Below are 24,065 nucleotides of genomic sequence, written 5' to 3'. Positions count from 1 at the left end.
TTATCCTATATTTGCTATTCGTTATTGTTTTCACGTTCCAACGCACGTAGGCGGCGTCGTAAAGTCGCGAGTTGCGTCAATACGGCTGCATTGCGTTGCCAGTGTTGGTGGTCCGCAAACGGGAACACACCTGTGTAATGACCAGGCTCTTTGATATCTGCCGTAATGGCAGTACCACCCGAAACTTGTACTTCGTCAGTAATGTGTAAATGACCAGAGAACATAGCTGCACCACCGATAATGCAACGCTCGCCAATATGTGTAGAGCCCGCAATACCTGTACACGCAGCAATCGCCGTATGTTCACCAATGTGAACGTTATGGCCTACCATGATCTGGTTATCCAGTTTCACGCCATTAGCAATAACTGTGTTGTCTAGCGCACCACGATCAACAGTCGTGTTCGCGCCTATTTCCACATCATTGCCCAGTTCTACAGCACCAATCTGCGAGATCTTTGCCCAAGCACCGGCTTGTCGTGGGTCTGGCGCAAAGCCAAAACCATCAGCACCAAGCACCGCACCAGAGTGCAGAATGCAGCGATCGCCCATGCGCACTTGATGATACAAGACTACGCGTGCATGCAATAAACAATGCTCACCGATGACGCTATCCGCACCAATGCTGCAGCCTGCGCCAATTCGTGTTCCTTTGCCTATTTGCACACCGGCTTCAATCACGGTGTAAGCACCAATAGTGACGTTTTCACCCACGACTGCTGACGGATCAACCACTGCAGTAGGATGAATGCCTTTGGGCAGATTATTCAGTCTATGCTCGTCAAACCACTGCGCCAGCAACGCGTACATCGCGTACGGCTGCTCACACAACACCACCGCAAAACGTGGTTCACTATCCAAAGACTGGTAGTCTGCAGTCGTTAGAATGACCGCAGCGGCCTCTGTAGTGGCTAGTTGCCCTTTTAGCTTCTGGTTCGACAAGAAGCTTAACTCGCTAGGCCCGGCATGAAGCAAAGAGCCCAGTCCCTGTATACGTGGAACGGGCTCTTTGCTGGGAGCCAGACTACAAGGTAGTCCGGCTTTTTGTACGATGCCGAGTAGCTGTTCTAATGAAGGCGCCCTATCGGACGCTAACAATACTGGCATTATGTATTAATTACCCAATGCGGTCAGTACTTCTTCCGTGATGTCTACACGTGGGTTTACTGTCACTGCATCTTGGATGATCAGATCGTAACCTTGGGTCTCAGCAATACGCTGGATAGCGGCATCCGCTTTTTCCACGATCGCAGAAAACTCTTCGTTACGGCGACGGTTGAAATCCTCTTGGAATTCACGACGTTTGCGCTGCAGATCTGCATCCATGTCTGTAAGCTGACGCTCACGACGAATACGGTCTGTTTCGGACATTACTGGCGCATCTTTGTCGAATTTCACTGCATCATCACGCAGTTGGTTCGCCAAACGCTGCAACTCTTCGTCACGACGCTTGAATTCAGATTCGATTTTTTGCTGTGCAGCCAATGCTGGTTTGGAGTCACGCAGAATGCGCTCTGTACTCACAAAACCAATTTTGGTTTGCGCTTGCACTACAGGTGTAGCCACGATGGCCGACACACCCAAGACAGCAGCCATAAGCGCAGTACGATTGCGGCGAACCAATTGGCTGCCAACTGCTGAAAGTTTAAACGCGAATTTAGACGACATGTAAATCTACCTTGCTAATAACGCTGCTAAAAAGTTAATTGTGCCATTAATTACAGGAATTTAAAACGCGGTACCAATCTGGAACTGGAACGCTTGTTTATCATCACCTGGTTTGGAGTTCAGTGCTCTACCGTATGACAACTGCAATGGACCCATAGGGGATTGCCACGACAAACCAATACCAGCGGAGTATTTCCAACCGCATGGATCCTCTGCCGTATGGCCCTTAGAGCCTTTCATGCATGAGCCATCGGAGTTATCTACCCTACCCACGTCACCAAAGATGAACCAGCGCAATGTACGATCACGAGATGCTCCTGGGAACGGCAGATACAACTGTACGTTACCAACAATACGTCGTGAGCCACCCAGATAGTCGTTTGTTAAGCTATCACGTGGGCCCAAAGACGCACCTTCGTAACCACGTACCGAACCTATACCACCACCATACATGGATTTAATGATTGGGAACGCTTTACTACCATATGACCTACCGTAGTCAACCATACCGTTAAAGGCCAGTGTAGTAGATCGGCTAAGCGGCAGGTAGTACTGCTGTTGAGCACTTAACAAATAATAACGCAAGTCTAGCGTAGAGAAGTCAGCAGACAAGCGAGTGTAACCACCTCGAGTAGGTGCCAAAGCGCTGTCACGCGTATCTTTGGACCAACCCAAGTTAAAGATCAATGCATTCGTGCCTTTGCCATACTCTTTTACAAAGTCTTGGTAAGCCTGTGGCATGTATTTCTCGTCATACCTACCGATCTTGTTGTGCTCGAAGTTCATACCAACAAAGATACGATCGTATTCGGAAATAGGCACACCAAAGTTCATACCCAAACCGTAGGCGGTCACCTGGTAATCACCATCACTATAGCCACGTGTGTCGTAAGGGGTGGTACGGCGGTAGTACAACGATGTAGTTTTACTAACACCGTCTTGTGTCCAGTAAGGATCAGTGTGCGAAATAATGGCAGAACGGTTGGTCTTGCTGGTATTTACCTGCAACGACAAGCTATTACCGCTACCAAAAATATTGTCTTGGCTAATACCCGCAGACAACATTACTTTATCTGTAGAGCCGTAACCCACACCCAGGTTAATCATACCGGTGGGTTTTTCTTTCACGTTAACGTTTACGTCTACCTGGTCAGGTGAACCAGGCACTGGCGATGTAGTAACGTCTACTTCGTTAAAGTAACCCAAACGGTCAATACGATCGCGGGAGGCGCTAATACTGTCGGAATCGTACCAAGCGGCTTCGCTTTGACGCATTTCACGACGCACAACTTCGTCACGGGTACGAACGTTACCACCCACTTGAATACGGCGCACATATACACGGCGGCCAGGATCCACGTAGAAGGTCAAATCAGTAGTGTTATTTTCGCGATCCAATACAGGGTGAGGGTTCACGTTAGCAAACGCATAACCCAATGTGCCCAAGTAGTCGCTAATCGCTTTAGCCGTTTCGTTGGTTTTCTCAGCAGAGAAACGCTCATTGGCCTTTACTGTCACCAGTTGCTGGATTTCGTCTTCCATACCCAGCAAATCACCGGCTAATTTCACATCCGTTACAGTGTAAGGTTTGCCTTCGTTCACGGTCAGCGTAACGAAAATACCTTCACGATCTGGGGAAATCGAAACCTGTGGAGGCTCAGAAGAAAATTCCAAATAACCTTCGTCTAGGTAATAAGAACGGATACGCTCCATATCACCTTCCAGTTTTTCTCTGGAATACTTATCACTGCCGGTATACCAAGTCATCATGCCTGGAGTTGTCAAATCCATCAGATCTAGCAAGGTGCCAGTGCTGACTTCTTTGTTACCAACAATGTTGATCTCTTGAATCTTCGCCAGATCACCTTCAAACACGTCAAAACTGATACCTACGCGGTTACGTGGCAAAGGTGTAATGATTGGCGTAATTTCAACGCTGTATTTACCTTTACTCAGGTATTGCTGCTTCAATTCGAATTCGGCGCGCTCCAGCATAGAGCGGTCGAAAATACGACCTTCACCAAAACCAACCTGCGACAACGACTGTGTAATCGCCTTGGCATCAAACTCACGCATACCGTTAAAGGTCACCGACGCGATGGTAGGACGCTCAGCAACGGTAATCACCAACACATCACCGTTAGTATCCACAGTCACATCACTAAAGAAACCTGAAGCATACAGACGCTGAATAGCTTCACTTGCTTTAGTTTCATCGAACTCTTCACCCACTTTCACTGGCAGGTAGCTAAACACCGCACCGGGATCTACCCGTTGAATACCTTCCACCTGAATGTCGCGCACAACAAAAGGGGTAAAAGCATTTGCCAAAGCGGGAGCCAGCAGCGAGGCCACCAAAAAAGGCAAAGTACGCAAAGTAAATTTTGGTTTACGGCGTAACGACATCCTGTGAATCCTTGGTTGATCTTAATGGGGTTGAATTTTAAGCTATGGACGGCTAACTGAAAAGGCGCGTAAAGTCATTTGTAAACGCCAGCACCATAAAGAATGCAAGTATACCCAATCCTATGGCTCTTCCGCGAGCTTGCCACTCCTCTGATAGAGGACGGCCTCGGACAGCTTCGATCGCATAATACAGCAAATGCCCCCCATCCAGCATGGGTATGGGCAAAAGATTTAACAATCCTATACTAATACTGATCAATGCTAGGAAATTTAAGTAGGCAATTGCGCCAATACTCGCACTCTGACCAGCATAATCTGCAATAGAGACTGGGCCACTGAGGTTTTTCACTGAAACCTCACCCACCAGCATACGGCCAATCATCTTGATAGACATCCATAAGGTGTCTACTGTACGGCTAAAACCGCGCTGTATGCTGTCTAACACACCATAACGCACCGTTACCATTGGCAACGCATTGCCCACACGCAATCCCACGCGACCAACTGTCGTGCCATCAGCATCATATGCATCAACGACGACTGGTATACGGACAGTGTCATCACCACGCTGAATCGTGAACGTAATGGTTTGGCCTGGCACTTTCTGAATGGCTGCAACGAATTGGTCCGCAGTTTGATAGCGCTGATCATTAACCGCTAAGATCAAATCTCCTGCCTGCACACCGGCATCACCTGCGCTACTACCCTCTTTCACCACACTTTTAACAACGGGCGTACCTGGCATCAATACAAAGCCTGCCTCACCTAACACATCAGGCTTATCAGGATCAATTTGTACTTTAGGCAAATCAATGTCGTACGCTGCACTTGCTCCTGATGGGTCGGTCGCTTCTAGACTAATACGTCGCCCAGAGGACAACGCATCCATCATTTGCCAGCGAAACTGCGTCCAAGAAGCAATAGCATGGCCATCCACGGCAGTAATCACACTACCCTCTGGTATATGCGCTGAGGCAGCAACACTATGCTCAGGCGCAGCCCCCATAATGGGCGCAGGCTCTTCGCTACCCACTGCACCTATAACTGCATAGAGAATGATTGCTAGCAGCAAGTTGGCTACAGGCCCAGCTACGGTAATCGCCGAACGCTGCAACAAACTTTTATTGTTATAGGCAGATGCTTCTTCAGCCGCTGTAGCGTGCTCAGGTGGCTCATTACGCATCATGACATAGCCGCCTAGCGGCAAGGCTGAAAATGCCCATTCGCAGCCGTTCTTATCTGTGCGCTTAAAGAGTACTTTGCCGAAACCAAACGAAAAGCGCTCTACATGTACGCCACACCAGCGTGCCACCCAATAATGGCCTAGCTCATGAATAGTGACCAATAAGCCAATGGCAACAATAAAAGCAATAACAGTGACCACTCAACGCAATCCTAGTTCGTCAACCCGCTAGACTGTCACAGCGCACAAACTACGTGCCTGTTCACGTGCTCGCTGGTCTATATGCAAAATAGCTTCCAACGAGTCCAATACCACATTTGGTAATGCCGTAATTTTTTCTATGCTTTCGGCGATAATTTTCACGATATCGGTATAAGCAATCTTACGGTTTAAGAAATGTTCTACAGCCACTTCGTTTGCCGCATTCAGCGTAATACAGGCCACCTGCGAACTACGCAACGCATCAAACGCCAGCTTCAAACAAGGGAAGCGTTGAAAGTCAGGTTCCTCGAAGTCTAAACGCCCCAAGGTAGACAGTTCTAGCAGGCCTACACCGCTCTGTATACGCTCAGCACACCCTAACCCATAGGCAATTGGTGTACGCATGTCAGGTTGCCCCAACTGAGCCAACACTGAGCCATCCACATACTCCACCATAGAGTGGATCATGCTTTGTGGATGCACTAACACTTGAATTTGATCGGCAGGCATACCAAACAGCCAATGCGCTTCTATAACTTCCAAGCCCTTATTGACCATAGTTGCGGAGTCTACAGAAATCTTCCTGCCCATACTCCAATTCGGGTGAGCACACGCCTGCTCTGGTGTAACCGACGACAACAGTTCAGGCGCCCATGTTCTAAATGGTCCACCGGAAGCGGTAACTAACAACCTGCGAATGGTTTGATCTGCGGGGGCCGGCACATCTTTGCGTATGCGCTCAGGCAAGCACTGGTAAATAGCGCTGTGTTCGCTATCAATAGGAATGAGCTCAGCTTTACCCGTTTTTACGGCGTCGATAAAGAGCTGACCCGCTGTGATCAGCGCTTCTTTATTCGCCAGCAAAATACGCTTGCCCGCATACGCCGCCGCTAATACAGGCTCTAAACACGCCGCACCAACAATCGCCGCCATCACTGTAGTAACAGAAGCATCGGATGCTGTTTGCACCAACGCTTGGCTACCAATACGCACCTCAGGTTTAGCTACTCCCTGCCCCAAATACTGCACAAACTCAGCCGCAGCTTCGTCAGTAGGCACTACCACGACTGCAGGCTGATATTTTCTGACCTGCTCGGCTAATTGCTGCATGCTGCGATGCGCTGTTAACGCATACACAGCCATCTTTTCCGGATGACGAGCAATCACGTCCAAGGTGCTACAACCTATGGAGCCGGTAGAGCCCAACACACACACACGTTGAAATTCCATAATCAATGCACCAGCTTAGCAACTTCCAAGAATGGACCACCCAGCAGCAAAGCGACTGGTGCCACGGGAATCAACGCATCAATACGGTCAAATACACCACCATGTCCGGGTAACAGATTGCTGGAGTCTTTTACGCCTGCACGACGTTTCAACAATGACTCAAACAAGTCACCCATTACAGATAGCGCAGCCAATCCTGCTGCAATCAGAATAACCAGCGGCCACGACCAACGCACGGTTAGAGCATGCGCATAACTGCCATCAATTTGGGCAGTCAACACGATGTAAATCACCACACCAATCACGCCACCCACGAAGCCTGCCCACGTTTTTCCGGGGCTAATACGCACCGCCAATTTTGCCTTCCCAAAGGCACGACCACAAAAATACGCAGCAATATCTGCCACCCAAACGATGGCCATCATGGACAGCAAATACCAGGCATTACGGTATTGCAGCATTTCGTTCAGTGACGCCCAGGCCACCAACACCGCCACCACACCAAAGACGCTTAGCGCTGGCTTCGCAGATGGATGATCCACTTGGGCGAAACCCAGCATCAAACTTACCCCTATCACCCAATAGAGCACCACCAAGGGAAGCAGGATCATAAAGAACTGCGCGCGTATTGCATCAGCCCATGGCTGCAACTCCACAGGCTGCCAACCCACCAAGAGGGCCAACATCGCGAGAAAAGAGAGAAAACCTAAGCCAGGCGCCAACCACGCTGAATGCTCAGGCCACGACAAACGCAACCACTCCCAGACAGCGCTGGCAGCAATAATGGTTAACAGCAAGGCTAGCGGCCATTTGGACGGTAAGATCATGGCCACCAACAGTACAGCAATCAGCACGACAGCTGTTATTACCCGCTGCTTCAACATAATCTCTACACCTTTAAAAGATTAGCGCCCTGCCAGTTGGGCACTTGTGCGGCCGAAGCGACGCTCTCTACCAGCGTACCATTCAAAGGCACGGGTTAACGCATCGGCATCAAAATCTGGCCAATAACTATCTGTAAAGTACAGCTCGGTATAAGCCAACTGCCAGATTAGAAAATTAGAAATACGTTGCTCACCACCTGTACGGACGAACAAATCCGGTTCGGGAGCAAAAGACATGGAAAGATAGGGGGATAGCATTTCTTCATCCAAAGACTCTGGCGACTGTGCCAGTTCAGGATGCTCGGCCAATAAGCGGCGAGTTGCTTGAAGAATATCCCAACGACCACCGTAGTTGGCCGCAATAGTAAGTTGTAACGCTGTATTATGTTGCGTGCTTTCTTCGGCTTGACGAATCAGCTCTTGCAGACGTGGTTCGAAGGCAGACAAATCGCCAATCACGCGCAAGCGCACACCTTGTTTGCGGAGCTTGCCTACTTCTTTTTCCAGCGTTTGCACAAAAAGTCGCATCAATAGGGATACTTCTTCCTGTGGTCGGCGCCAGTTTTCGGAACTGAAAGCAAACAGCGTTAGATACTCCACACCAGCTTTACCACAAGCTTCTACCGCACGGCGTACTGCCTGCATGCCACGTATGTGACCTGCTGTGCGGGGAAGCATGCGGCGGGTGGCCCACCTACCATTGCCATCCATGATAATCGCCAAATGGCGCGGGACAGCACTGTAGTCCGGTATGGATTGCGTAGAGCTTTTAGACATGGGCCACACCTGTATAACGGTTTAAACCGTCATGACTTCTTGTTCTTTTGCTGCAATCAACTTATCGATTTCAGCAATGAACTTATCCGTCAACTTCTGAATTTCATCTTGGAAACGACGATCATCATCCTCAGAAATCTCTTTGTCTTTCAGAAGACGTTTAGCCGCATCGTTAGCTTCGCGACGCAGGTTGCGTACAGCAACTTTAGAGTCTTCGCCATCACCACGAACCACTTTGGTCAGGTCACGACGACGCTCTTCGGTCAATGCTGGTAGAGGTACACGAATAGTTTCACCCAACAGAATTGGGTTCAGACCTAAATCAGATTCACGTATGGCTTTGTCCACTGCTTGAGCCATATGCTTTTCCCAAACTTGCAGGCTCAATGTACGAGCATCCGCAACGCTAACGTTAGCGACTTGCCCTACTGGTACATCCGAACCATAGTATTCAACCATCACGTGATCCAACAAACCTGCGTGAGCACGGCCTGTACGAATCTTACCCAAACTAACTTGCAGCGCCTCCAAAGAGCGCTTCATGCGACTCTCGGCCGAACTACGAATTTCAGACAAACTCATTGTTGAATTCCTGTATCAAACGTGTACCAAAGTACCCTCGTCTTCACCACATACTGCGCGAGTCAGCGCGCCAAGTTTGTTGATGGAGAACACTTTGATAGGAAGTTTTCGATCACGACACAACGCAAAAGCTGTAGCATCCATGACTTCAAGACGACGCACAATAGCTTCATCAAAGCTAATACGCGCATAACGCGTAGCACCGGGGTCTTTGTTCGGGTCTGCGCTGTAAATACCGTCTACTTTGGTTGCTTTCAGCACAATTTCCGCACCCACTTCTGCGCCACGCAACGCTGCAGCAGTATCCGTTGTAAAGAACGGGTTACCGGTACCAGCAGCAAATACCACCACCTTGCCTTCTTCTAGATAGCGCAAGGCTTTGGGACGGATGTAAGGCTCTACCACCTGCTCGATATTCAGAGCGGATTGTACGCGCGCATCCAGACCACGATTTTTCAACGCATCTTGCAAAGCCAGTGCGTTCATTACGGTGGCCATCATTCCCATGTAATCAGCAGTGGCACGGTCCATACCTTGCGCACCTGCAGCAATACCTCGGAAGATATTACCGCCACCAATTACGATACCAACCTGAACACCCATCGCAACGACTTCGGAGATTTCCTCTGTCATGCGCATGATGGTGGCGCGGTTAATGCCAAAGGCATCTTCCCCCATTAGCGCTTCACCAGATAATTTAAGCAGAATACGTTTATAGAGAGGGGTATTCATGGCAGGGCTTCCAGACATAGGTACTGATGAAATTTAATGCAGTAAAACACAATGGCAGGCGCCAGTCTATGGCGCCTGCCGAAAAAAACGAAACAGAATTAAAATCTGTCACTGTTTCGTATTAGTTGCCAGCTTGAGCAGCAGCAACTTCAGCAGCGAAGTCTTCGTTACGACGTTCGATACCTTCACCTACTACAAACAAAGCGTAGCCAGTGATTTGAGCGCCCTGCTCTTTCAGCATTTGCTCTACAGTCAGTTTGTCGTTTTTCACGAAAGGCTGGGACAACAGAGTCACTTCTTTCAAGAATTTGGCAACGGAACCTTCTACCATTTTCTTAACGATTTCTTCTGGCTTGCCGGATTCAGCAGCTTTCTGAGAAGCAACGGAACGCTCTGTTTCGATGTCAGCAGCGTCAACACCGGATGCATCCAATGCTTTAGGACGTGTTGCAGCGATGTGCATAGCCAAGTCTTTACCAACTTCGTCGTCACCGGCGAATTCAACCAATGTAGCGATACGGCCACCGTGCACGTATTGAGCCAGCTTGTTCGCTGTTTCAAAACGTTTGAAGCGACGGATAGTCATGTTTTCGCCAATACGGCCGATCAACTCTGCACGTACGCTTTCAACTGTAGCGCCATTCAGAGGCAATGCAGCCAAAGCTTCTACGTCTGCTGGGTTGTTTTCTGCAACCAACTTAGCCACTTCGTTTACGAAGTTGATGAAGTCATCGTTTTTGGCTACGAAGTCGGTTTCGCAGTTAACTTCAACTACGGCACCTTTTTTGGCGTCTTCAGCAATGAATACAGTTACCAAGCCTTCAGCTGTCACACGGGATGCGGCTTTGCTTGCTTTGCTGCCCAGTTTTACACGTAGCAGCTCTTCAGCTTTGGCCATATCGCCATCAGTTTCAACCAGCGCTTTTTTGCACTCCATCATTGGCGCGTCAGTTTTTTCGCGCAGTTCTTTAACCATCGATGCTGAGATTTGAGCCACGATATTCTCCAATTCGGTAAACACGAGCCCTGGCGAACCAGGGCCGATGAAATTCTAAGCGGCGACCATTCAGGGATCAGGATTCGAACAGTCGCCACCTGCACGAGGCAGGGTTTAGGTGAAGAGATTACTCTTCGTTGCCGGCTTCTTCGACAACTTCAACTTCTTCCACTTCAACGAATTCTTCGTTTTCGCGGATGCCTTCAACCAAACCACTCAGAGCTTGATTACGGCCTTCCAGAACGGCATCAGCCATGCCACGTGCGTACAACGCAATAGCTTTGGCGGAGTCATCGTTACCAGGAATAACTTTAGTCAAGCCATCTGGGGAGTGGTTGGTATCAACAACTGCCACAACTGGGATACCCAGTGTGCGAGCTTCTGCCACAGCAATTTTGTGGTAACCAACGTCGATCACGAACAGTGCGTCAGGCAGCTTGTTCATGTCTTTGATACCGCCGATGGATTTGTGCAGTTTTTCCAACTCACGCTCAAACAGCAGACCTTCTTTCTTAGTCATGCGCTCCAGTGCGCCATCGGCCACTTGAGCTTCCATGTCTTTCAGACGTTTGATAGAAGTTTTAACTGTTTTGAAGTTGGTCATCATACCGCCCAGCCAACGGCTGTCTACGTATGGCATACCGCAACGTTCAGCTTCAGCAGCTACCAATTCACGCGCAGCGCGTTTAGTACCTACGAACAGAACGCTACCACCACGAGCTACCAGTTGAGTGATGAACTTCTGAGAGTCGATGAAGTTGACAACCGTTTTTTCCAGGTTGATGATGTGGATACGGTTACGTTGACCAAAAATGTACTGAGCCATTTTTGGGTTCCAGAAACGGGTTTGGTGGCCGAAGTGTACGCCGGCTTCCAACATTTCACGCATTAAAGACATGCTGTTCTCACAAGGGTTAGGTCTTGTACCCATTCAGTATCCGGCAGGGATCTTGCACTAAAGCTTAGGCAATCTTCCAGACACCCCGAGACAAATGGGCACGCGATTTACATAAATAAAAGTCTTACCTGTTGCCGCCGCAAGACTCTCTCAAAAGCTATACAATAAGTAAAGACTAGTGGCGAAATACGGGTAAGTCCGTAATTTTACTATTTTTAAACGCTTTAATTCAAGTCATCATGAGTATTATTGTTTCCGATCCCGCTGATTTAGATAAAATGCGCGCTGCCTGCCAGGCCGCAGCAGCCACCCTGGACTTCCTAGGTACACACGTACGTGCTGGCATTACTACGGCTGAATTGGACGCGCTCTGCAAAGACTTCATCACCAACACCCTACATGTAGAGTCAGCCACCGTGGGCTACGCGCCCCCTGGCTATCCGCCCTTCCCTGGCGCCATCTGCACCTCTGTTAACCATGTTATTTGTCACGGCATCCCCGGCGATAAAGCGTTGAAAAACGGCGACATTCTGAATATTGACGTTACGGTTATCAAAGATGGTTGGTTTGGTGATACAAGCCGTATGTATTACATTGGCGAGCCTTCCATTTTGGCAAAACGCTTGGTAGAAACCACATACGAATGCATGTGGCTGGGTATTGATATGGTCAAACCCGGCATACGTTTGGGCGATATTGGTCATGCAATTCAACAACACGCCGAGTCTAAAAACTACTCTGTAGTGCGTGAATATTGCGGTCACGGCATTGGCCAAAAATTCCACCAAGATCCACAAGTGTTGCATTACGGCAAACCCGGTACTGGTGTAGAGCTGAAACCCGGCATGATTTTCACTATTGAGCCCATGATCAACGCTGGTCGTCGCGATATTCGTACCCTGCCTGACCAATGGACTGTAGTGACTCGTGACCGCAGCCTGTCGGCACAGTGGGAGCACAGCATTCTGGTTACCGAAACTGGCTACGAAGTTCTGACCATTTCGCCTGATATGCCAGCCCCACCAGCCTTTGTAAAAGGCCACCAAGCTTAAGCACATCATGGCCATCGCCGCTATACGCGCACGTCATCAGCAACGACGCCGTAAAGCCATAGAACGGTTTCAGCGCAATCATCGCGCTGAGCCGTTGCTGCGCCGACTAAGTCAAATCGCAGACCAAACGCTCAAAAAGCTTTTTGCACGCGCCGCCCTACCTGAAGAGTGCGCTGTCTGCGCCGTAGGCGGTTACGGCCGCAAAGAGTTATACCCAGAGTCTGATCTGGATATTCTTATACTACTCCCCAGCACTCCTACGCCTAACATGGCTGCAGGCGTTGAGCAGTTAATTGCCTCGCTGTGGGACACCGGCCTTAAAGCGGCGCACGCTGTACGCACGGTTGCGCAATGTGTCAGTGAAGCACGCACAGACATCACCACCCAAACATCACTATTAGATGCTCGTTGGGTGTGTGGGTCTGTGCCTCTAGTGAGAGAGCTGCAGCAGCAATTGCATGATGCGTTAAATCCCCAAGCCTTCTTTTTGGCCAAACGGGCTGAAATGCGTCAACGTCACCTGCGCTATCAAGGTACCGCCTACGCATTAGAGCCCAACTGCAAAGAATCGCCTGGCGCCTTACGCGACTTACAAGTATTGTTTTGGATAGCTAAAGCGGCGGGCTTGGGCGATACCTGGTCAGATATTGCACATTCAGGTTTATTAGATGACGCTGAACTGCGCGCTATTAAACGAGTCAGTATTGCCTTTATGCGGTTGCGTGTAGAGCTACATCTACTTTGCGAACGCCGTGAAGACCGATTGCTGTTTGATTTACAGCCTAGATTGGCCAAACTCTATGGTTTTCAAGATACCGATGGGCGGTTAGCCAGCGAAGTGCTGATGCAGCGTTATTACTGGGCTGCTCGCGTGGTGTCGCAGTTAAATCTGATCTTCATGCAAGAACTTGAAGAGCATTTATTACCAGCACCAGACGCCTTACCTCAGTTTCTAGATAATGATTTCGAGATTCTGAACCACCGCTTACACCTGCGTGAGCCAGAGTTATTGCCACAGCAACCCGCTTTGCTGTTTCGCAGCTTCTTACACTTACAGCAGCAACCTCAGTTGCAGGGCATGACCGCTTCTACACTGAGAGCCATCTGGCATCATCGTAGGCTGATTGACGAGCGTTTCCGCAGCCAGCCTGAACATCGCCAACTGTTTATACAGATTTTGCAGCAACCTCGCGGCATGTTACACGCGCTGCGTTTGATGACCATGCTGAACATTTTGCCGCGCTATCTGCCTCCCTTTAGGCGTATCGTCGGGCAAATGCAGCATGATCTGTTCCACACGTACACGGTGGATCAACATACGCTGATGGTGATTCGTAATCTGCGTCGATTCACCATGGCTGACCATGCCAATGAACATCCTTTAGCAGCCGAACTGGCTACCGATTTCCAAGATTATTGGGTACTGTACATTGCAGCCCTTTTTCATGACATTGCCAAAGGGCGTGGCGGCAATCATTCTGAGCTAGGCGCGGACGACGCACTGCAGTTTTGTCGCGAACATGAACTAACCGAAGAGCAAACCACCCTAGTCGTATTTTTGGTACAAGAACATTTGCAAATGTCGCTAGTTGCTCAAAAGCGGGACATCTACGACCCTACCGTCGTGCAAGAGTTTGCCAGCCATCTGCCTAATATGCATACGCTAGATGCGTTATACATGCTGACAATTGCCGATATTAAAGGCACCAACCCAAATATTTGGAATACCTGGAAAGCCAAACTTCTGGATGACCTGTACCACCTGACACATAAAGCCTTACGTCATCAAAACACCTTGCCTGCTGGCAGCTTCCTCGCACAGCGTAAACAAGCAGCACAAAATCAGCTACTGGAACGCGGCCTAGAACTAGACGCTGTTCAACGCTTCTGGGGTGTATTGGATACCGATTACTTCCTACGCCACGATAGTGAAGACATTATTTGGCACAGTCATGAGCTATGTCCCATTTGGGAGCAGGCCAATTTTGCCTATGCGTCGGTGCACGCATTGGGCAATGACCATCTACATCAGGTCATGGTTTATGCCCCTGACAGATCTGATTTATTCATGCAGTTGTGCCAGTTTTTCGATCAAAATGGCTTAGGTATTCAAGACGCTCGCATCTATACCACCCAGCATCACTGGGCTCTAGACACCTTCGTAGTAGAAGTGCCTGCCGAAACTGCTCAGCAACCAGGTTTCGCACAACGTTTAAAACACAGCTTAGAGCATTGGCTGCAACAAACACCTACAGCCGAAGAGCCAGAACCTACGGATTACATTGCCCCCTACGAAGCACAGGCTAGGGCCTTCCCCATTACGCCCACCTTCGAGCTGAGCTTGCGCGGCAATCATCTATGGAAACTGACAATAGTCACTAGCGATCGCAAAGGACTGTTGTATAGTCTCGCTAAAGTCTTTGTCAGCAACGGTATCAATCTAAAATCCGCCAAAATTATGACCTTAGGCCAACGGGTAGAAGACAGCTTTTTGCTTTACAGCGAAAACTTACAACAACAAACACACTTCAAGAATTTCGAGCGGCAACTCGCCGAAACGCTTTAATCATCAGGTTTTTACGTAAATGACCGATTCAGTCTTATGGTTGGATTTTGGCAGAAGTTTTCTGTTTACTATTGCCACCCTGCTACCCATGCTTAATCCACCGGCCGCGGCACCTATTTTTTTGACGCTGACCGAAGGTGCCTCCACGCCCGCTCGTAATGAGTTGGCAAAACGCGTATGCGTGAACATTTTCATCATGCTGGCTATCGCATTGGTTGCTGGTAACTTGGTACTGGATTTGTTTGGTATTTCATTGCCTATCATCCGCATAGGCGGTGGGCTGCTGGTGATTGTGACTGCGTGGAATCTAGTGGTTGCGACCGACCCAGATACTAGCCACGCCCAAGATATGGTGGAGCAATATTCATTTGAAAAAGTGCGCTCCAAAGCATTTTATCCGCTCACATTCCCCATGCTATGTGGACCAGGCTCTATTTCTGCCGCATTAACTGTGGGCGTAACGCTGCACGACTCCACCACTATCCTAACCGCCAGCAAACTAACGGGTTCCATTACAGCCATCGCTGCCGCCGCCATAATCGTATACATGTGCTTACGTTTTGCATCGCAGTTTCTTTATAAGCTAGGCACCACCGGCACTGCGGTACTCATGCGCTTATCTGCATTCATCCTACTTTGCTTGGGTGTGCAAATTGTGTGGGACGGCGTGCATGATCTGGTGTTAAATCTACTTATTGAAGCCGCCAAAGCTACCCAGTGACCTCTTTCAGCCTTTTCTTGATTCAATAATGAACAATACCTCTACTAAACTGCTGTTCCTGCTATCTGGACTGTGTTTCTTGGCACTGGCTATAGCTCTGGTTTCTCAACACATGTTCGGCATGCGCCCTTGCGCGTGGTGCGTACTACAACGTTTGATGCTTATTGCTGTAGGCGTAGGCTGCTTATTTGCAGGCATAGCGGCGAAGCTCAATATTAACGTTATCGCTAAACTGCTCACGCTACTCAGTGCATTGCTCGCAGCAAGCGGCATTTGGGCCGCATGGCACCAATACAGCGTGGCATCGTTAAGCTTCTCTTGCGATCAAACCTTAGCAGACCGCATCATGACCCAATCGGGCTTGGAAAGCCAATTCCCATCACTGTTCGGCATTTACGCTACCTGCATGGATGCACGCGTAGAACTGCTAGGTGTGGAATATGCGCTCTGGGGCATGGGTTTGTTTGCTGTGTGCGTAGTTGCCTTGTTGTATGTATTGTTCAAAAAGCCAGCACGCATGTTCTAGGCCTCTTGCCTAACTTTCGTTGCTTATTATTAGCCCCTACTCTGAAAAGAACAGGGGCTTTTTTACGGCTCAACGCAAGTCAAATCCATCACTCCAGCCGCAGATGACCTGAAACCGCACACTTGATAAAACCCCTGCAAATGGGGTTCATAATCCACATGCAGCCAATGCGCACCTCGTTGCTTTGCCACCGCAGTAGCCATTCTCACTAATCCAGTTGCCACACCCTGCCTACGACAGTCTGGATGTACACATGTGTCTAAAATAAAAGCGTGTATACCACCATCCCAAGCCACGTTCACAAAACCCACTAACACGCCCTCACGGTATGCCCCCACATGCGTAAGGCTACGCAACAATATACGCTTGATCTCAGCGGGCACCTCAGTTTTCCATGCCGCTAACCACAGCCTATTCATTTCTGCATAAGAGGGGTGTGGGTCCACTTGATAGTCCAAAATGTATGCCTTCTAAATGAGTAATCAAAACACCGACACCGTAAATTAACACACGACTTAGCGAGCCACACAGGTTACCTACCGTCACGCAGAAGCATGACCCGGCGACTACAAATCACCTATACTTGAGCCAGAACTCAACTCTGCTTAGGTGAAAAAATGGATATTGATAACTTTGACTTTGAACTAGACGAAGAGACCGAAAGAAAGCTCAATCAGAAACACCAAGAGTTCATTGAAAATCAGGAAGAAATAGAGCCTAGCAATGATTGTGAGGGTGGTGCTTGCATCATCTAAGCCCATCGCAACACCTTTTCTTTGACTATTTTCTACCTGCTTATTTATGGATCAACTGATAGAGCTATTCACCGTCGTCGGGCTTGGCCTTACCCTTATGCTGCCCTTGGCCAACCCGTTAACCTCTATGACATTGCTGCTATCGCTAGGCCGTCATATCCCCCTTCAAGAACGTAACAGGCAAATCAATCAAGCGGCTATTTATGTAGTCATGATTATGCTGGTGACGTACTTTGCAGGGCAGTGGGTCATGCATTCGTTTGGGATTTCTATCCCCGGCTTGCGTATTGCTGGTGGCCTGATTGTGGCCTTTATTGGCTTCACTATGCTGTTCCCCACGCAAGACACCAATGACATGCCTGAAGCCGAAGCCAATGCCGATGCGTTGGCACAGCGTAAAGCCGTCAACATTGCTTTTGTTCCCTTGGCATTACCTGGTACTGCTGGCCCCGGCACCATCGCATTTATTATCAGCGCCACCGCTACAATGCAGTCCGATGCAGTGCACTACAGCACACTGACATTAATACTGGCTCCTATCATCGTATTTTTGCTCTTGGGCTTGTTGTTCTGGGTGTGCTTACGCAGCGCTAACAGCATCAACAAATTCTTGGGTGAAGGTGGTGTGCAGGCGATTGCTCGTGTTATGGGCTTTTTGCTGGTCTGCATGGGGATCCAATTCGTGATCAACGGCATACTGGAAATCATCACCCAGCATGGTGCACCAGTTATCTAAGCGTTTACTACTGTAGTACCTACTAGTTATCCGCTAAAAAACGGGGTCAGATGATAGTATCTGACCCCGTTTTCTATGATGCTGCCTTACGGTGTACTCAAGCGTTTTCACCGCCTATCTCAGGCCCTGCACCGCTGCATCCGTAGACAACACACTGTATTTATACAAACTCAAAAACCGCCCGTCTTTACACTCCACATCGCGCAGCATGCCTTCACGGGTAAATCCCAACTTTTCTAGTAATTGCCAGCTAGCTGGGTTTTCAGTTTCTACGTCAGCATGTATGCGATGCACCTTCATCACATCCAAGGCATAGCGCATGATGACGGGCAAACTCGCTTTCATAATACCGTTGCCCCAATAGGCTGGCAGTAACCAATAACCTAGCTCAGTACTGCGATGTGTGTGATCCCAATCGTAGAAGCCACACGCTCCTACTAACTCGTTGTTGTCTGCGCGAGCAATCCCCCACCAGATACCCTGATCTTCAGCCACAATCTGCTCAAACCACTGCATTTGCACTTCAGTAGCTTCTAGGCTGTCATAACTCAATGCATAGTATTTGATGACCTCAGGATCAGAAAGCCCTTGGTAAACGACGCCTATATCGTCCGCTTGAATTTGTCTAAGCGTATAGTGAGGTACACTGAATTCTGGAAATGATGCAGCTATTTTTGACATACAGTTTCTTAAAAAATCGGCCGTACGATGACGGTATAGTTGACCAAATTTTACCAAACTCCTTTCTATTGCCACATAAATACTTTCCAAGACATGCCTCAGCACTCACCACTCTCTTTTTCTTCTATTTTGCCCTGCTCTGATGGCTCTATTTGCATTCGTACTATGCAAGACAGCGATGCCGAGGCTTATGCAGCGGGCACCGAAGATGCATCAGTCAAACGTTTTGCCCACTTACCCTTAGACCACTACACACCAGAGATTGTGCGCGACATGATTCAAGGTGTGATTGCAGAAGGTTTACAAGCTGGCTTTTTAGCCGTACTAAGTATTGCCGACGCCAACAATGATGAGTTTCTGGGCAGCATGGTGTTCTTTGATATCACCGCCACAGATGCCGAAATAGGTTACTGGGTTGCCCCCAATCATCGTGGTCGTAAAGTATCTAAACATGCCCTACTATTGGCGATGGAAATTTCTCGACAGTTAGGCTTAACGCATTTACGCGCACGCACCGTAATAGACAACCCTGCCTCAGCCTATGTGCTAACAACGGTGGGCTTCGCTCAGCAAGGTGAACCTACTGCTGAAACCGTGCCCTCTGGCAAGACAGAAATGAGCGTCAAATACCAAATAGCACTATAGCTATAGCAAGATAACGCTAAGAAAACCTAAAAAGCCCATCATGTGATGGGCTTTTGACATTGCTATACTACATGCGCAAATACTTAGCTAGCATGCTCCTGCTTGAGTACTGCCGACACCCGTATCGCACTAAAGACTGCCAGCAACGGAGCCGCGGCCAACACCCAAAACAACCACCCTGCTGCACTGGACGTACCCGCTACACCGCCAGGTACATTCAAACCACCTACGTTTGCCAGCATACCTGCCAAAGCAGAACCCAATGCCGTCGCAAACAACTGTACGGTGGTAATAGATGTTGCTGCGGCATCTTTGTCATCACTAGGCGCGACTTGCAAAATACGTGTCAGCATATGTGGCCAGCCCAACCCTATACCAAAACCCACCAACGATAAGCCCACACAAATGGCCGCTAATATCAACCAGTCGCCTTGACCATGCAAGGGCACACTACACGCCAACAGCACCATACCCACTAGCACCACCACGGGGCCGTTAACGATTGCTGCACGTATACCACGGCCTTGCCAACCAGAACTCCAGATTTCTGCTACCGTCCACCCAGCAGCCATTAGCGCCGCCAAATAACCCGAGATCAAGGGCGACTGGCCGTGCAATAGCTGCAAGAAATACGGCACAAACGTTTCGCTAGTCATACCGATTACGAGTAACCCCATCGTCAGGTACAACATTAACAACGGTGAATGCATACGCAACGCATCCTTAGGCAATAAGCGCAGGTTACTGGTGAACTCTTGACGCACTAACATGGCCACCATGACAGCAGCCACTGCTACCCCCAGTAAGTTCCAAACTGGATCATGCGACATACTGCCTACACTCACCGCTAAAACAGCTACTGTCAGCAACAACAACTGAGGCACAGGAAGCGCTTTCGCCGCTAGCCTCTCTTGACTGCGAGCCGGTAAAACTAGCCATACCAGCACCATATACACCAAGGTCACCGGCACCAGCATCCCAAACGCCCAGCGCCATGCATCCAGTTGCGCAAAAATGCCGCCTATAGCAGGCCCAAACAAGGTGGCTACACCCCACATCCCCGAAATCAGTGCCATTGCTCTAGGCCATAGCCGCTGCTCAAAGACGCTATTAATCATCGCGTAGCCCAACGCGAATAAAAAGCCGCCCCCTACACCTTGTAATGTGCGCCCCAATAACATCACCGCTATAGTAGGCGCTGCCGCACAGATCACACTACCAGCCATAAATAGCACAGCCGCTATGGCGTAAGCCCCTCTAGAGCCAGCCGTCGCTAAGAGTTTTGCGGTCAATGCGGAACCTAAGATTGACGCCACTACAAATAGCGTCGTGTTCCACGCATACAGATCCAAACCGCCTATGTCCTTTACCACTGAAGGCAAGACGGTAGTTGCTATATAAATATTGATGGCATGCAAAGCCACCCCACCCGCCAACGCAATGGATCCAGCGAGGTTCTTGCCAGATAGCAAATCCCCCCAACTACCGTCATGAACTGACATATATTCTCCAGGCAACATAACGCCCCTATGCAACGTTGCCTAGGACACTGTAATGCGCTACATTAATTAAACAAGCATTTGCTTTGAATATTAAAAACGCACCTTTAATTTGTCAAGAAAACCCTTGGAAAATACCGTACAACCTACTCAATCTACTGCCGATCGCTTACTGCACCTGCTAAAAACACGCGGCCCGCAACAAGCTGCCGATGCGGGTAAGCAGTTGGGTATTACGGCTGAAGCCGCACGACAGCAATTTGTAAAACTGGCTGCTGCCGAACTAGTCGTCGTGGAAACTGATTCAAACAGCAAAGGCGTAGGTCGCCCTAGTCAGTATTGGCGATTGACCGAAGCCGGCCACCAGCGTTTTCCAGATACCCATTCTGAGCTCACCATACAACTGCTCAACACCGTGAGGCAGGCATTTGGTGAACAAGCTATAGATCGCTTGATAGATATGCGCGAGCAACAAAGCCGTGAGTTGTATCACCGTGAATTGCAGGGTTTGACTACGCTCAAAGACCGCATTGCCAAACTTGCGCAGTTACGCTCGCATGAAGGCTATATGGCTGAATATGAAGAGTGCGAAGATGGCAGCTTTGTATTGATAGAGAACCACTGCCCCATTTGCGCTGCGGCATCTACTTGTCAGAGCTTCTGTAGAGCGGAGTTGGCCGTTTTTAGGGAAGTCTTGCAGGCCAAGGTAGAACGCACCGAGCACATACTCCATCAAGCACGGCGCTGTGCGTACCGCGTGCAGCCGCTATGACCGCTACTGGCGCAAGACTGGCCAAACCTCAGCGTCGCATTACTACACACTGTGACGGACAGTTTATGGGCGGCTTCATCCGTTCTAGAGCAGCTACCTGAAGGCATATATACTCACGCACAAACTGCCTCTATATCAGGGCTTCATGCTATGGCTATTATTAATGCAGGCGGTATTACTATTCTTGCTATTATTTCTGCTAAAGCATTACGGAATACAAAATAGATATTTTTTATTCTTAATTAATAAAAATGAAAAAAGCGCATAAATTAAAAATTTATGCGCTTCTAATTATTTTGTATTATTTATTTTTTCAAACCTTTTACACCGTTCAGCAATAGGCCCAGACCCAATGCCAATGCCAAGCCCATCAAGAACATGTAGATCATGTGGCTGCCAGTGTCACTTTGGTTAGCTGAGCTAATGGCTTGAGCCATTTCACCAGCAGAGCTTGCACCACCAGAACGTGCATTCATCATAGCAATAAAGCCTACGCTAGTTTTGCATTGTCCGATCAGGGCATCAGCACTGCTACCATAGTTAGCCAGTACTTGTTTTTCGCAATTAGCTTGCTCGGCTGCACTGATACCGGAATCTTGGCTTTTCCAGTAGATCAATGCGCTCAATACCAATAGAACAATCCCAAGTATCAGCGATGTTTTTGGACTTAATTTTTTCACTCTATCTTCCCACTCTATATTTAATTTTTTAATTAATAATTATTAATCAAAAATTTTGTTTAATAAATTTTGAGCAGGGATTATAAACCAGCCATGTTGGAAAAATTATCGATAAAATTGTCAAATTTGAAAAACTTATTTCAAATTGAAACAAAGAATTCCGCATCCACCCACATAGCTAACTCACCCAAACAGCACAGTTCAAAATCAATGTGCTTACGGCCGCAAGGCGTGCTCACACCCTACAGCCGTATCTAACTACACCTTTTCAACCGCTGCAGTTGATGCCGTTCCTTGGCCTCGCAAAAGCATAAACACTAACACCGCGATGACTATCGCCAATCCTGCCAACGCGTACAACACATACACAAAGGACTCTGCGTAGCTATGCGCCAATGCTAGCTCTGCTCCGGGCAATAATTCGGCTGCTGCGCGTAGTTCTCCTAATGCAGCAAGGCCTGCCCCTTTAATTACAGCCTCTGCTGGTAACGCACCTACATCTAACACCAAATTATGCTGTATCAGGGTAGCCAACAACACGCTGACCACCGCAATGGCTACACCATCCGCCGACACTCGCACGGTATTAAAGATACCCGTCGCCATACCGACTCTATCAGCGCTCACCACACTGACCGCCATCGCATCCATTAAGCCCCACGGCAAACCAATGCCTATGCCTATGAGCAATAACGGCAGTTGTACTTGATGCGCACCCTCTGCAGCAAATGCTTGTGCCAACCATAACAAGCCCATCGCCACGATAATCAACCCGGCTCCAGATAAGACTCCGGGAGTAAACCAACGAGTCAACATTGCCGCGATGACAGGAACCACCAGCAAGGGGGCCGCCAACCACACCATCATCTGACCAGCTTGCAAAGCACTGTAGCCATCAATACCAATAAACCTGCCTGGTAACACCACAATCAAGGCTATAAACAAAAATGCAGGGGATGCCGCCAAGGCTTGTACACCTACAAAAGACGGCTGTTTAAAAAAGCTCAGATCCAACATGGGGTTGGCGACTTTTTTCTCTATGATCACAAAAACAGAGAACACAATTACCGAGGCTACCAAGGTGCTGATAACCGTCGTATCCAACCAGCCTTTTTCGGGAATCAACAACATGCCATACGTGAACAAACCCAACGCCAAGGTAAAGCTGATCGCCCCCGGCCAGTCTAATGCACCACTGGTGTTTTCATGTGTGGTAGAAGTACTCACCATCACCATCACAATACTCACCAGCCCTACTGAGCCCGTCACATAAAACACGCCCTGCCAATTGCTAATCTCTACAATCCAGCCAGCCACCCATGGGCCGAATGCCAGACCCAAACCAAAGGTGGTACCTAATAGGCTAAAAGCTCTGGCGCGTGCCTGTCCTTCAAACAGCGGTGCTAAGGAAGTCATGGCTGCAGCAAAAGCAGCTGCACCACCCAACCCCTGCAACAACCGCAAAATGTCGATCCAAAACACCGATGGCATGAAAGGGATGGCAAAGGTTACGGCGCAAAACCAGCCTAAGCCCAACAACCAAATACGTCGACGCCCATAAATATCCGTCAAACTACCTGAGACCATCACCGCGCCACCATAACTCAGGATGTACGCGTTCATAATCCAACTAAGCTGGGTGGCGGTTCCGCCTAAATCTGCACTGATAGACGGCAGCACAACTGCTGGCCCAGTGAAGCATAAAGGAATAAGCAGCCCAGTCAAACAGGCTGCTGCCAATTGAAGCCACCGCATAGACGATGGCTGTGAAAGATCAGACATGGTTTCTCTACTGTAAAAATCACGTAGTACGGAACAGCACTGGCGTTCACGCACTACTAAAGCAAGATCAGTAGCTTACGATCAAAAACAGAT

At 48.9% G+C, this 24,065-nt stretch carries 24 protein-coding genes; 8 read left to right on the top strand and 16 right to left on the bottom strand.

Annotation, left to right across the window (positions count from 1 at the left end; genetic code table 11):
* Positions 1 to 14: 14 nt before the first annotated feature.
* The 11 genes from lpxD to rpsB all read right to left on the bottom strand — a co-directional run bounded on the left by lpxD (position 15) and on the right by rpsB (position 11,557).
* Positions 15 to 1,106, bottom strand: coding sequence for a UDP-3-O-(3-hydroxymyristoyl)glucosamine N-acyltransferase (gene lpxD, locus ACLO87_RS07510; protein ID WP_430223249.1), 1,092 nt, complete (start codon positions 1,104 to 1,106; stop codon positions 15 to 17).
* A gap of 6 nt (positions 1,107 to 1,112) precedes the next feature.
* Positions 1,113 to 1,667, bottom strand: coding sequence for an OmpH/Skp family outer membrane protein (locus tag ACLO87_RS07505; protein WP_135865576.1), 555 nt, complete (start codon positions 1,665 to 1,667; stop codon positions 1,113 to 1,115).
* Between the two features lie 60 nt (positions 1,668 to 1,727).
* Positions 1,728 to 4,073, bottom strand: a complete 2,346-nt coding sequence (gene bamA / locus ACLO87_RS07500) for an outer membrane protein assembly factor BamA (RefSeq protein WP_430223248.1) — start codon at positions 4,071 to 4,073, stop codon at positions 1,728 to 1,730.
* A gap of 52 nt (positions 4,074 to 4,125) precedes the next feature.
* Positions 4,126 to 5,457 (bottom strand): RIP metalloprotease RseP, encoded by a 1,332-nt coding sequence (rseP, locus tag ACLO87_RS07495; RefSeq protein WP_430223247.1) that lies wholly within the window; start codon positions 5,455 to 5,457, stop codon positions 4,126 to 4,128.
* A 27-nt stretch (positions 5,458 to 5,484) separates the two neighbouring features.
* Positions 5,485 to 6,687 (bottom strand): 1-deoxy-D-xylulose-5-phosphate reductoisomerase, encoded by a 1,203-nt coding sequence (gene ispC / locus ACLO87_RS07490; RefSeq protein ID WP_430223246.1) that lies wholly within the window; start codon positions 6,685 to 6,687, stop codon positions 5,485 to 5,487.
* Between the two features lie 2 nt (positions 6,688 to 6,689).
* A complete protein-coding gene (locus ACLO87_RS07485; RefSeq protein ID WP_430223245.1) occupies positions 6,690 to 7,571 on the bottom strand; it encodes a phosphatidate cytidylyltransferase in 882 nt (293 codons plus the stop codon).
* Between the two features lie 21 nt (positions 7,572 to 7,592).
* A complete protein-coding gene (gene uppS / locus ACLO87_RS07480; RefSeq protein WP_430223244.1) occupies positions 7,593 to 8,348 on the bottom strand; it encodes a polyprenyl diphosphate synthase in 756 nt (251 codons plus the stop codon).
* 21 nt (positions 8,349 to 8,369) lie between these two features.
* On the bottom strand, positions 8,370 to 8,930 hold the full coding sequence (gene frr, locus ACLO87_RS07475) for a ribosome recycling factor (protein WP_135865566.1): 561 nt from the start codon (positions 8,928 to 8,930) through the stop codon (positions 8,370 to 8,372).
* A 15-nt stretch (positions 8,931 to 8,945) separates the two neighbouring features.
* Complete coding sequence (gene pyrH, locus ACLO87_RS07470) at positions 8,946 to 9,662, bottom strand: UMP kinase (RefSeq protein WP_135865564.1); 717 nt, start codon at positions 9,660 to 9,662, stop codon at positions 8,946 to 8,948.
* A 121-nt stretch (positions 9,663 to 9,783) separates the two neighbouring features.
* Positions 9,784 to 10,659 (bottom strand): translation elongation factor Ts, encoded by an 876-nt coding sequence (gene tsf / locus ACLO87_RS07465; protein ID WP_430223243.1) that lies wholly within the window; start codon positions 10,657 to 10,659, stop codon positions 9,784 to 9,786.
* A gap of 127 nt (positions 10,660 to 10,786) precedes the next feature.
* Positions 10,787 to 11,557 carry a 30S ribosomal protein S2 gene (gene rpsB, locus ACLO87_RS07460; RefSeq protein ID WP_135864944.1) on the bottom strand — a complete coding sequence of 257 codons (771 nt, stop codon included), beginning with the start codon at positions 11,555 to 11,557 and terminating at the stop codon, positions 10,787 to 10,789.
* 239 nt (positions 11,558 to 11,796) lie between these two features.
* Here rpsB and map point away from each other — a divergent pair, with 239 nt between their 5' ends.
* Genes map through ACLO87_RS07440 form a run of 4 tightly spaced genes read left to right on the top strand, consistent with a single transcriptional unit; the run spans position 11,797 to position 16,422 of the window.
* Complete coding sequence (map, locus tag ACLO87_RS07455) at positions 11,797 to 12,609, top strand: type I methionyl aminopeptidase (protein ID WP_135864946.1); 813 nt, start codon at positions 11,797 to 11,799, stop codon at positions 12,607 to 12,609.
* A gap of 7 nt (positions 12,610 to 12,616) precedes the next feature.
* Entirely contained in the window at positions 12,617 to 15,175 is a 2,559-nt protein-coding gene (locus ACLO87_RS07450; RefSeq protein ID WP_430223242.1) for a [protein-PII] uridylyltransferase, read from the top strand.
* Positions 15,176 to 15,194: 19 nt separating this feature from the next.
* The gene (locus tag ACLO87_RS07445) at positions 15,195 to 15,896 is read left to right on the top strand and encodes a MarC family protein (RefSeq protein WP_135864951.1); all 702 of its coding nucleotides are present in this window, start codon (positions 15,195 to 15,197) and stop codon (positions 15,894 to 15,896) included.
* A 28-nt stretch (positions 15,897 to 15,924) separates the two neighbouring features.
* Complete coding sequence (locus ACLO87_RS07440) at positions 15,925 to 16,422, top strand: disulfide bond formation protein B (RefSeq protein ID WP_135864952.1); 498 nt, start codon at positions 15,925 to 15,927, stop codon at positions 16,420 to 16,422.
* Between the two features lie 62 nt (positions 16,423 to 16,484).
* On the opposite strand, the gene ACLO87_RS07435 is transcribed toward ACLO87_RS07440, so the two are convergent.
* On the bottom strand, positions 16,485 to 16,880 hold the full coding sequence (locus tag ACLO87_RS07435) for a GNAT family N-acetyltransferase (RefSeq protein WP_212737090.1): 396 nt from the start codon (positions 16,878 to 16,880) through the stop codon (positions 16,485 to 16,487).
* Between the two features lie 159 nt (positions 16,881 to 17,039).
* Between ACLO87_RS07435 and ACLO87_RS07430 the strand changes: the two genes are divergently transcribed.
* Together ACLO87_RS07430 and ACLO87_RS07425 are read left to right on the top strand one after the other, a co-directional pair.
* A complete protein-coding gene (locus ACLO87_RS07430; RefSeq protein WP_430223241.1) occupies positions 17,040 to 17,177 on the top strand; it encodes a hypothetical protein in 138 nt (45 codons plus the stop codon).
* A gap of 46 nt (positions 17,178 to 17,223) precedes the next feature.
* Positions 17,224 to 17,913, top strand: coding sequence for a MarC family NAAT transporter (locus tag ACLO87_RS07425; RefSeq protein ID WP_430223239.1), 690 nt, complete (start codon positions 17,224 to 17,226; stop codon positions 17,911 to 17,913).
* A 114-nt stretch (positions 17,914 to 18,027) separates the two neighbouring features.
* On the opposite strand, the gene ACLO87_RS07420 is transcribed toward ACLO87_RS07425, so the two are convergent.
* The gene (locus ACLO87_RS07420) at positions 18,028 to 18,594 is read right to left on the bottom strand and encodes a GNAT family N-acetyltransferase (RefSeq protein WP_135864953.1); all 567 of its coding nucleotides are present in this window, start codon (positions 18,592 to 18,594) and stop codon (positions 18,028 to 18,030) included.
* Positions 18,595 to 18,687: 93 nt separating this feature from the next.
* On the opposite strand from ACLO87_RS07420, the gene ACLO87_RS07415 reads away from it, so the two are divergent.
* Complete coding sequence (locus tag ACLO87_RS07415) at positions 18,688 to 19,239, top strand: GNAT family N-acetyltransferase (RefSeq protein ID WP_135864955.1); 552 nt, start codon at positions 18,688 to 18,690, stop codon at positions 19,237 to 19,239.
* Positions 19,240 to 19,322: 83 nt separating this feature from the next.
* Here the strand turns inward: ACLO87_RS07415 and ACLO87_RS07410 are convergent, their stop codons facing one another.
* Entirely contained in the window at positions 19,323 to 20,741 is a 1,419-nt protein-coding gene (locus ACLO87_RS07410) for an MFS transporter (protein ID WP_430223238.1), read from the bottom strand.
* A 124-nt stretch (positions 20,742 to 20,865) separates the two neighbouring features.
* Between ACLO87_RS07410 and ACLO87_RS07405 the strand changes: the two genes are divergently transcribed.
* Positions 20,866 to 21,510, top strand: coding sequence for a helix-turn-helix transcriptional regulator (locus tag ACLO87_RS07405; protein ID WP_430223237.1), 645 nt, complete (start codon positions 20,866 to 20,868; stop codon positions 21,508 to 21,510).
* 305 nt (positions 21,511 to 21,815) lie between these two features.
* Here ACLO87_RS07405 and ACLO87_RS07400 read toward each other — a convergent pair whose 3' ends face one another.
* Both ACLO87_RS07400 and ACLO87_RS07395 read right to left on the bottom strand, forming a co-directional pair.
* Entirely contained in the window at positions 21,816 to 22,190 is a 375-nt protein-coding gene (locus ACLO87_RS07400) for a hypothetical protein (RefSeq protein ID WP_430223236.1), read from the bottom strand.
* Between the two features lie 258 nt (positions 22,191 to 22,448).
* The gene (locus tag ACLO87_RS07395) at positions 22,449 to 23,972 is read right to left on the bottom strand and encodes an MFS transporter (protein ID WP_430223235.1); all 1,524 of its coding nucleotides are present in this window, start codon (positions 23,970 to 23,972) and stop codon (positions 22,449 to 22,451) included.
* Positions 23,973 to 24,065 lie beyond the last annotated feature (93 nt).

This window comes from Paenalcaligenes sp. Me52 (assembly GCF_050487965.1).
In the GTDB taxonomy this organism is placed as follows: Bacteria; Pseudomonadota; Gammaproteobacteria; order Burkholderiales; family Burkholderiaceae_B; genus Paenalcaligenes.
Note: the sequence above shows the minus strand (reverse complement) of the source record. Positions and strands in the feature narration are given on the sequence as shown.

Coding starts and splice junctions, on each gene's coding strand:
- ACLO87_RS07440 (WP_135864952.1), top strand. CDS start 15,925: ATGAACAATACCTCTACTAAACTGCTGTTCCTGCTATCTGGACTGTGT.
- ACLO87_RS07425 (WP_430223239.1), top strand. CDS start 17,224: ATGGATCAACTGATAGAGCTATTCACCGTCGTCGGGCTTGGCCTTACC.
- frr (WP_135865566.1), bottom strand. CDS start 8,930: ATGAGTTTGTCTGAAATTCGTAGTTCGGCCGAGAGTCGCATGAAGCGC.
- ACLO87_RS07420 (WP_135864953.1), bottom strand. CDS start 18,594: ATGTCAAAAATAGCTGCATCATTTCCAGAATTCAGTGTACCTCACTAT.
- ACLO87_RS07430 (WP_430223241.1), top strand. CDS start 17,040: ATGGATATTGATAACTTTGACTTTGAACTAGACGAAGAGACCGAAAGA.
- rpsB (WP_135864944.1), bottom strand. CDS start 11,557: ATGTCTTTAATGCGTGAAATGTTGGAAGCCGGCGTACACTTCGGCCAC.
- ACLO87_RS07505 (WP_135865576.1), bottom strand. CDS start 1,667: ATGTCGTCTAAATTCGCGTTTAAACTTTCAGCAGTTGGCAGCCAATTG.
- ACLO87_RS07485 (WP_430223245.1), bottom strand. CDS start 7,571: ATGTTGAAGCAGCGGGTAATAACAGCTGTCGTGCTGATTGCTGTACTG.
- ACLO87_RS07415 (WP_135864955.1), top strand. CDS start 18,688: ATGCCTCAGCACTCACCACTCTCTTTTTCTTCTATTTTGCCCTGCTCT.
- bamA (WP_430223248.1), bottom strand. CDS start 4,073: ATGTCGTTACGCCGTAAACCAAAATTTACTTTGCGTACTTTGCCTTTT.
- ACLO87_RS07450 (WP_430223242.1), top strand. CDS start 12,617: ATGGCCATCGCCGCTATACGCGCACGTCATCAGCAACGACGCCGTAAA.
- map (WP_135864946.1), top strand. CDS start 11,797: ATGAGTATTATTGTTTCCGATCCCGCTGATTTAGATAAAATGCGCGCT.
- pyrH (WP_135865564.1), bottom strand. CDS start 9,662: ATGAATACCCCTCTCTATAAACGTATTCTGCTTAAATTATCTGGTGAA.
- ACLO87_RS07395 (WP_430223235.1), bottom strand. CDS start 23,972: ATGTCTGATCTTTCACAGCCATCGTCTATGCGGTGGCTTCAATTGGCA.
- ACLO87_RS07410 (WP_430223238.1), bottom strand. CDS start 20,741: ATGTCAGTTCATGACGGTAGTTGGGGGGATTTGCTATCTGGCAAGAAC.
- lpxD (WP_430223249.1), bottom strand. CDS start 1,106: ATGCCAGTATTGTTAGCGTCCGATAGGGCGCCTTCATTAGAACAGCTA.
- ispC (WP_430223246.1), bottom strand. CDS start 6,687: ATGGAATTTCAACGTGTGTGTGTGTTGGGCTCTACCGGCTCCATAGGT.
- uppS (WP_430223244.1), bottom strand. CDS start 8,348: ATGTCTAAAAGCTCTACGCAATCCATACCGGACTACAGTGCTGTCCCG.
- ACLO87_RS07445 (WP_135864951.1), top strand. CDS start 15,195: ATGACCGATTCAGTCTTATGGTTGGATTTTGGCAGAAGTTTTCTGTTT.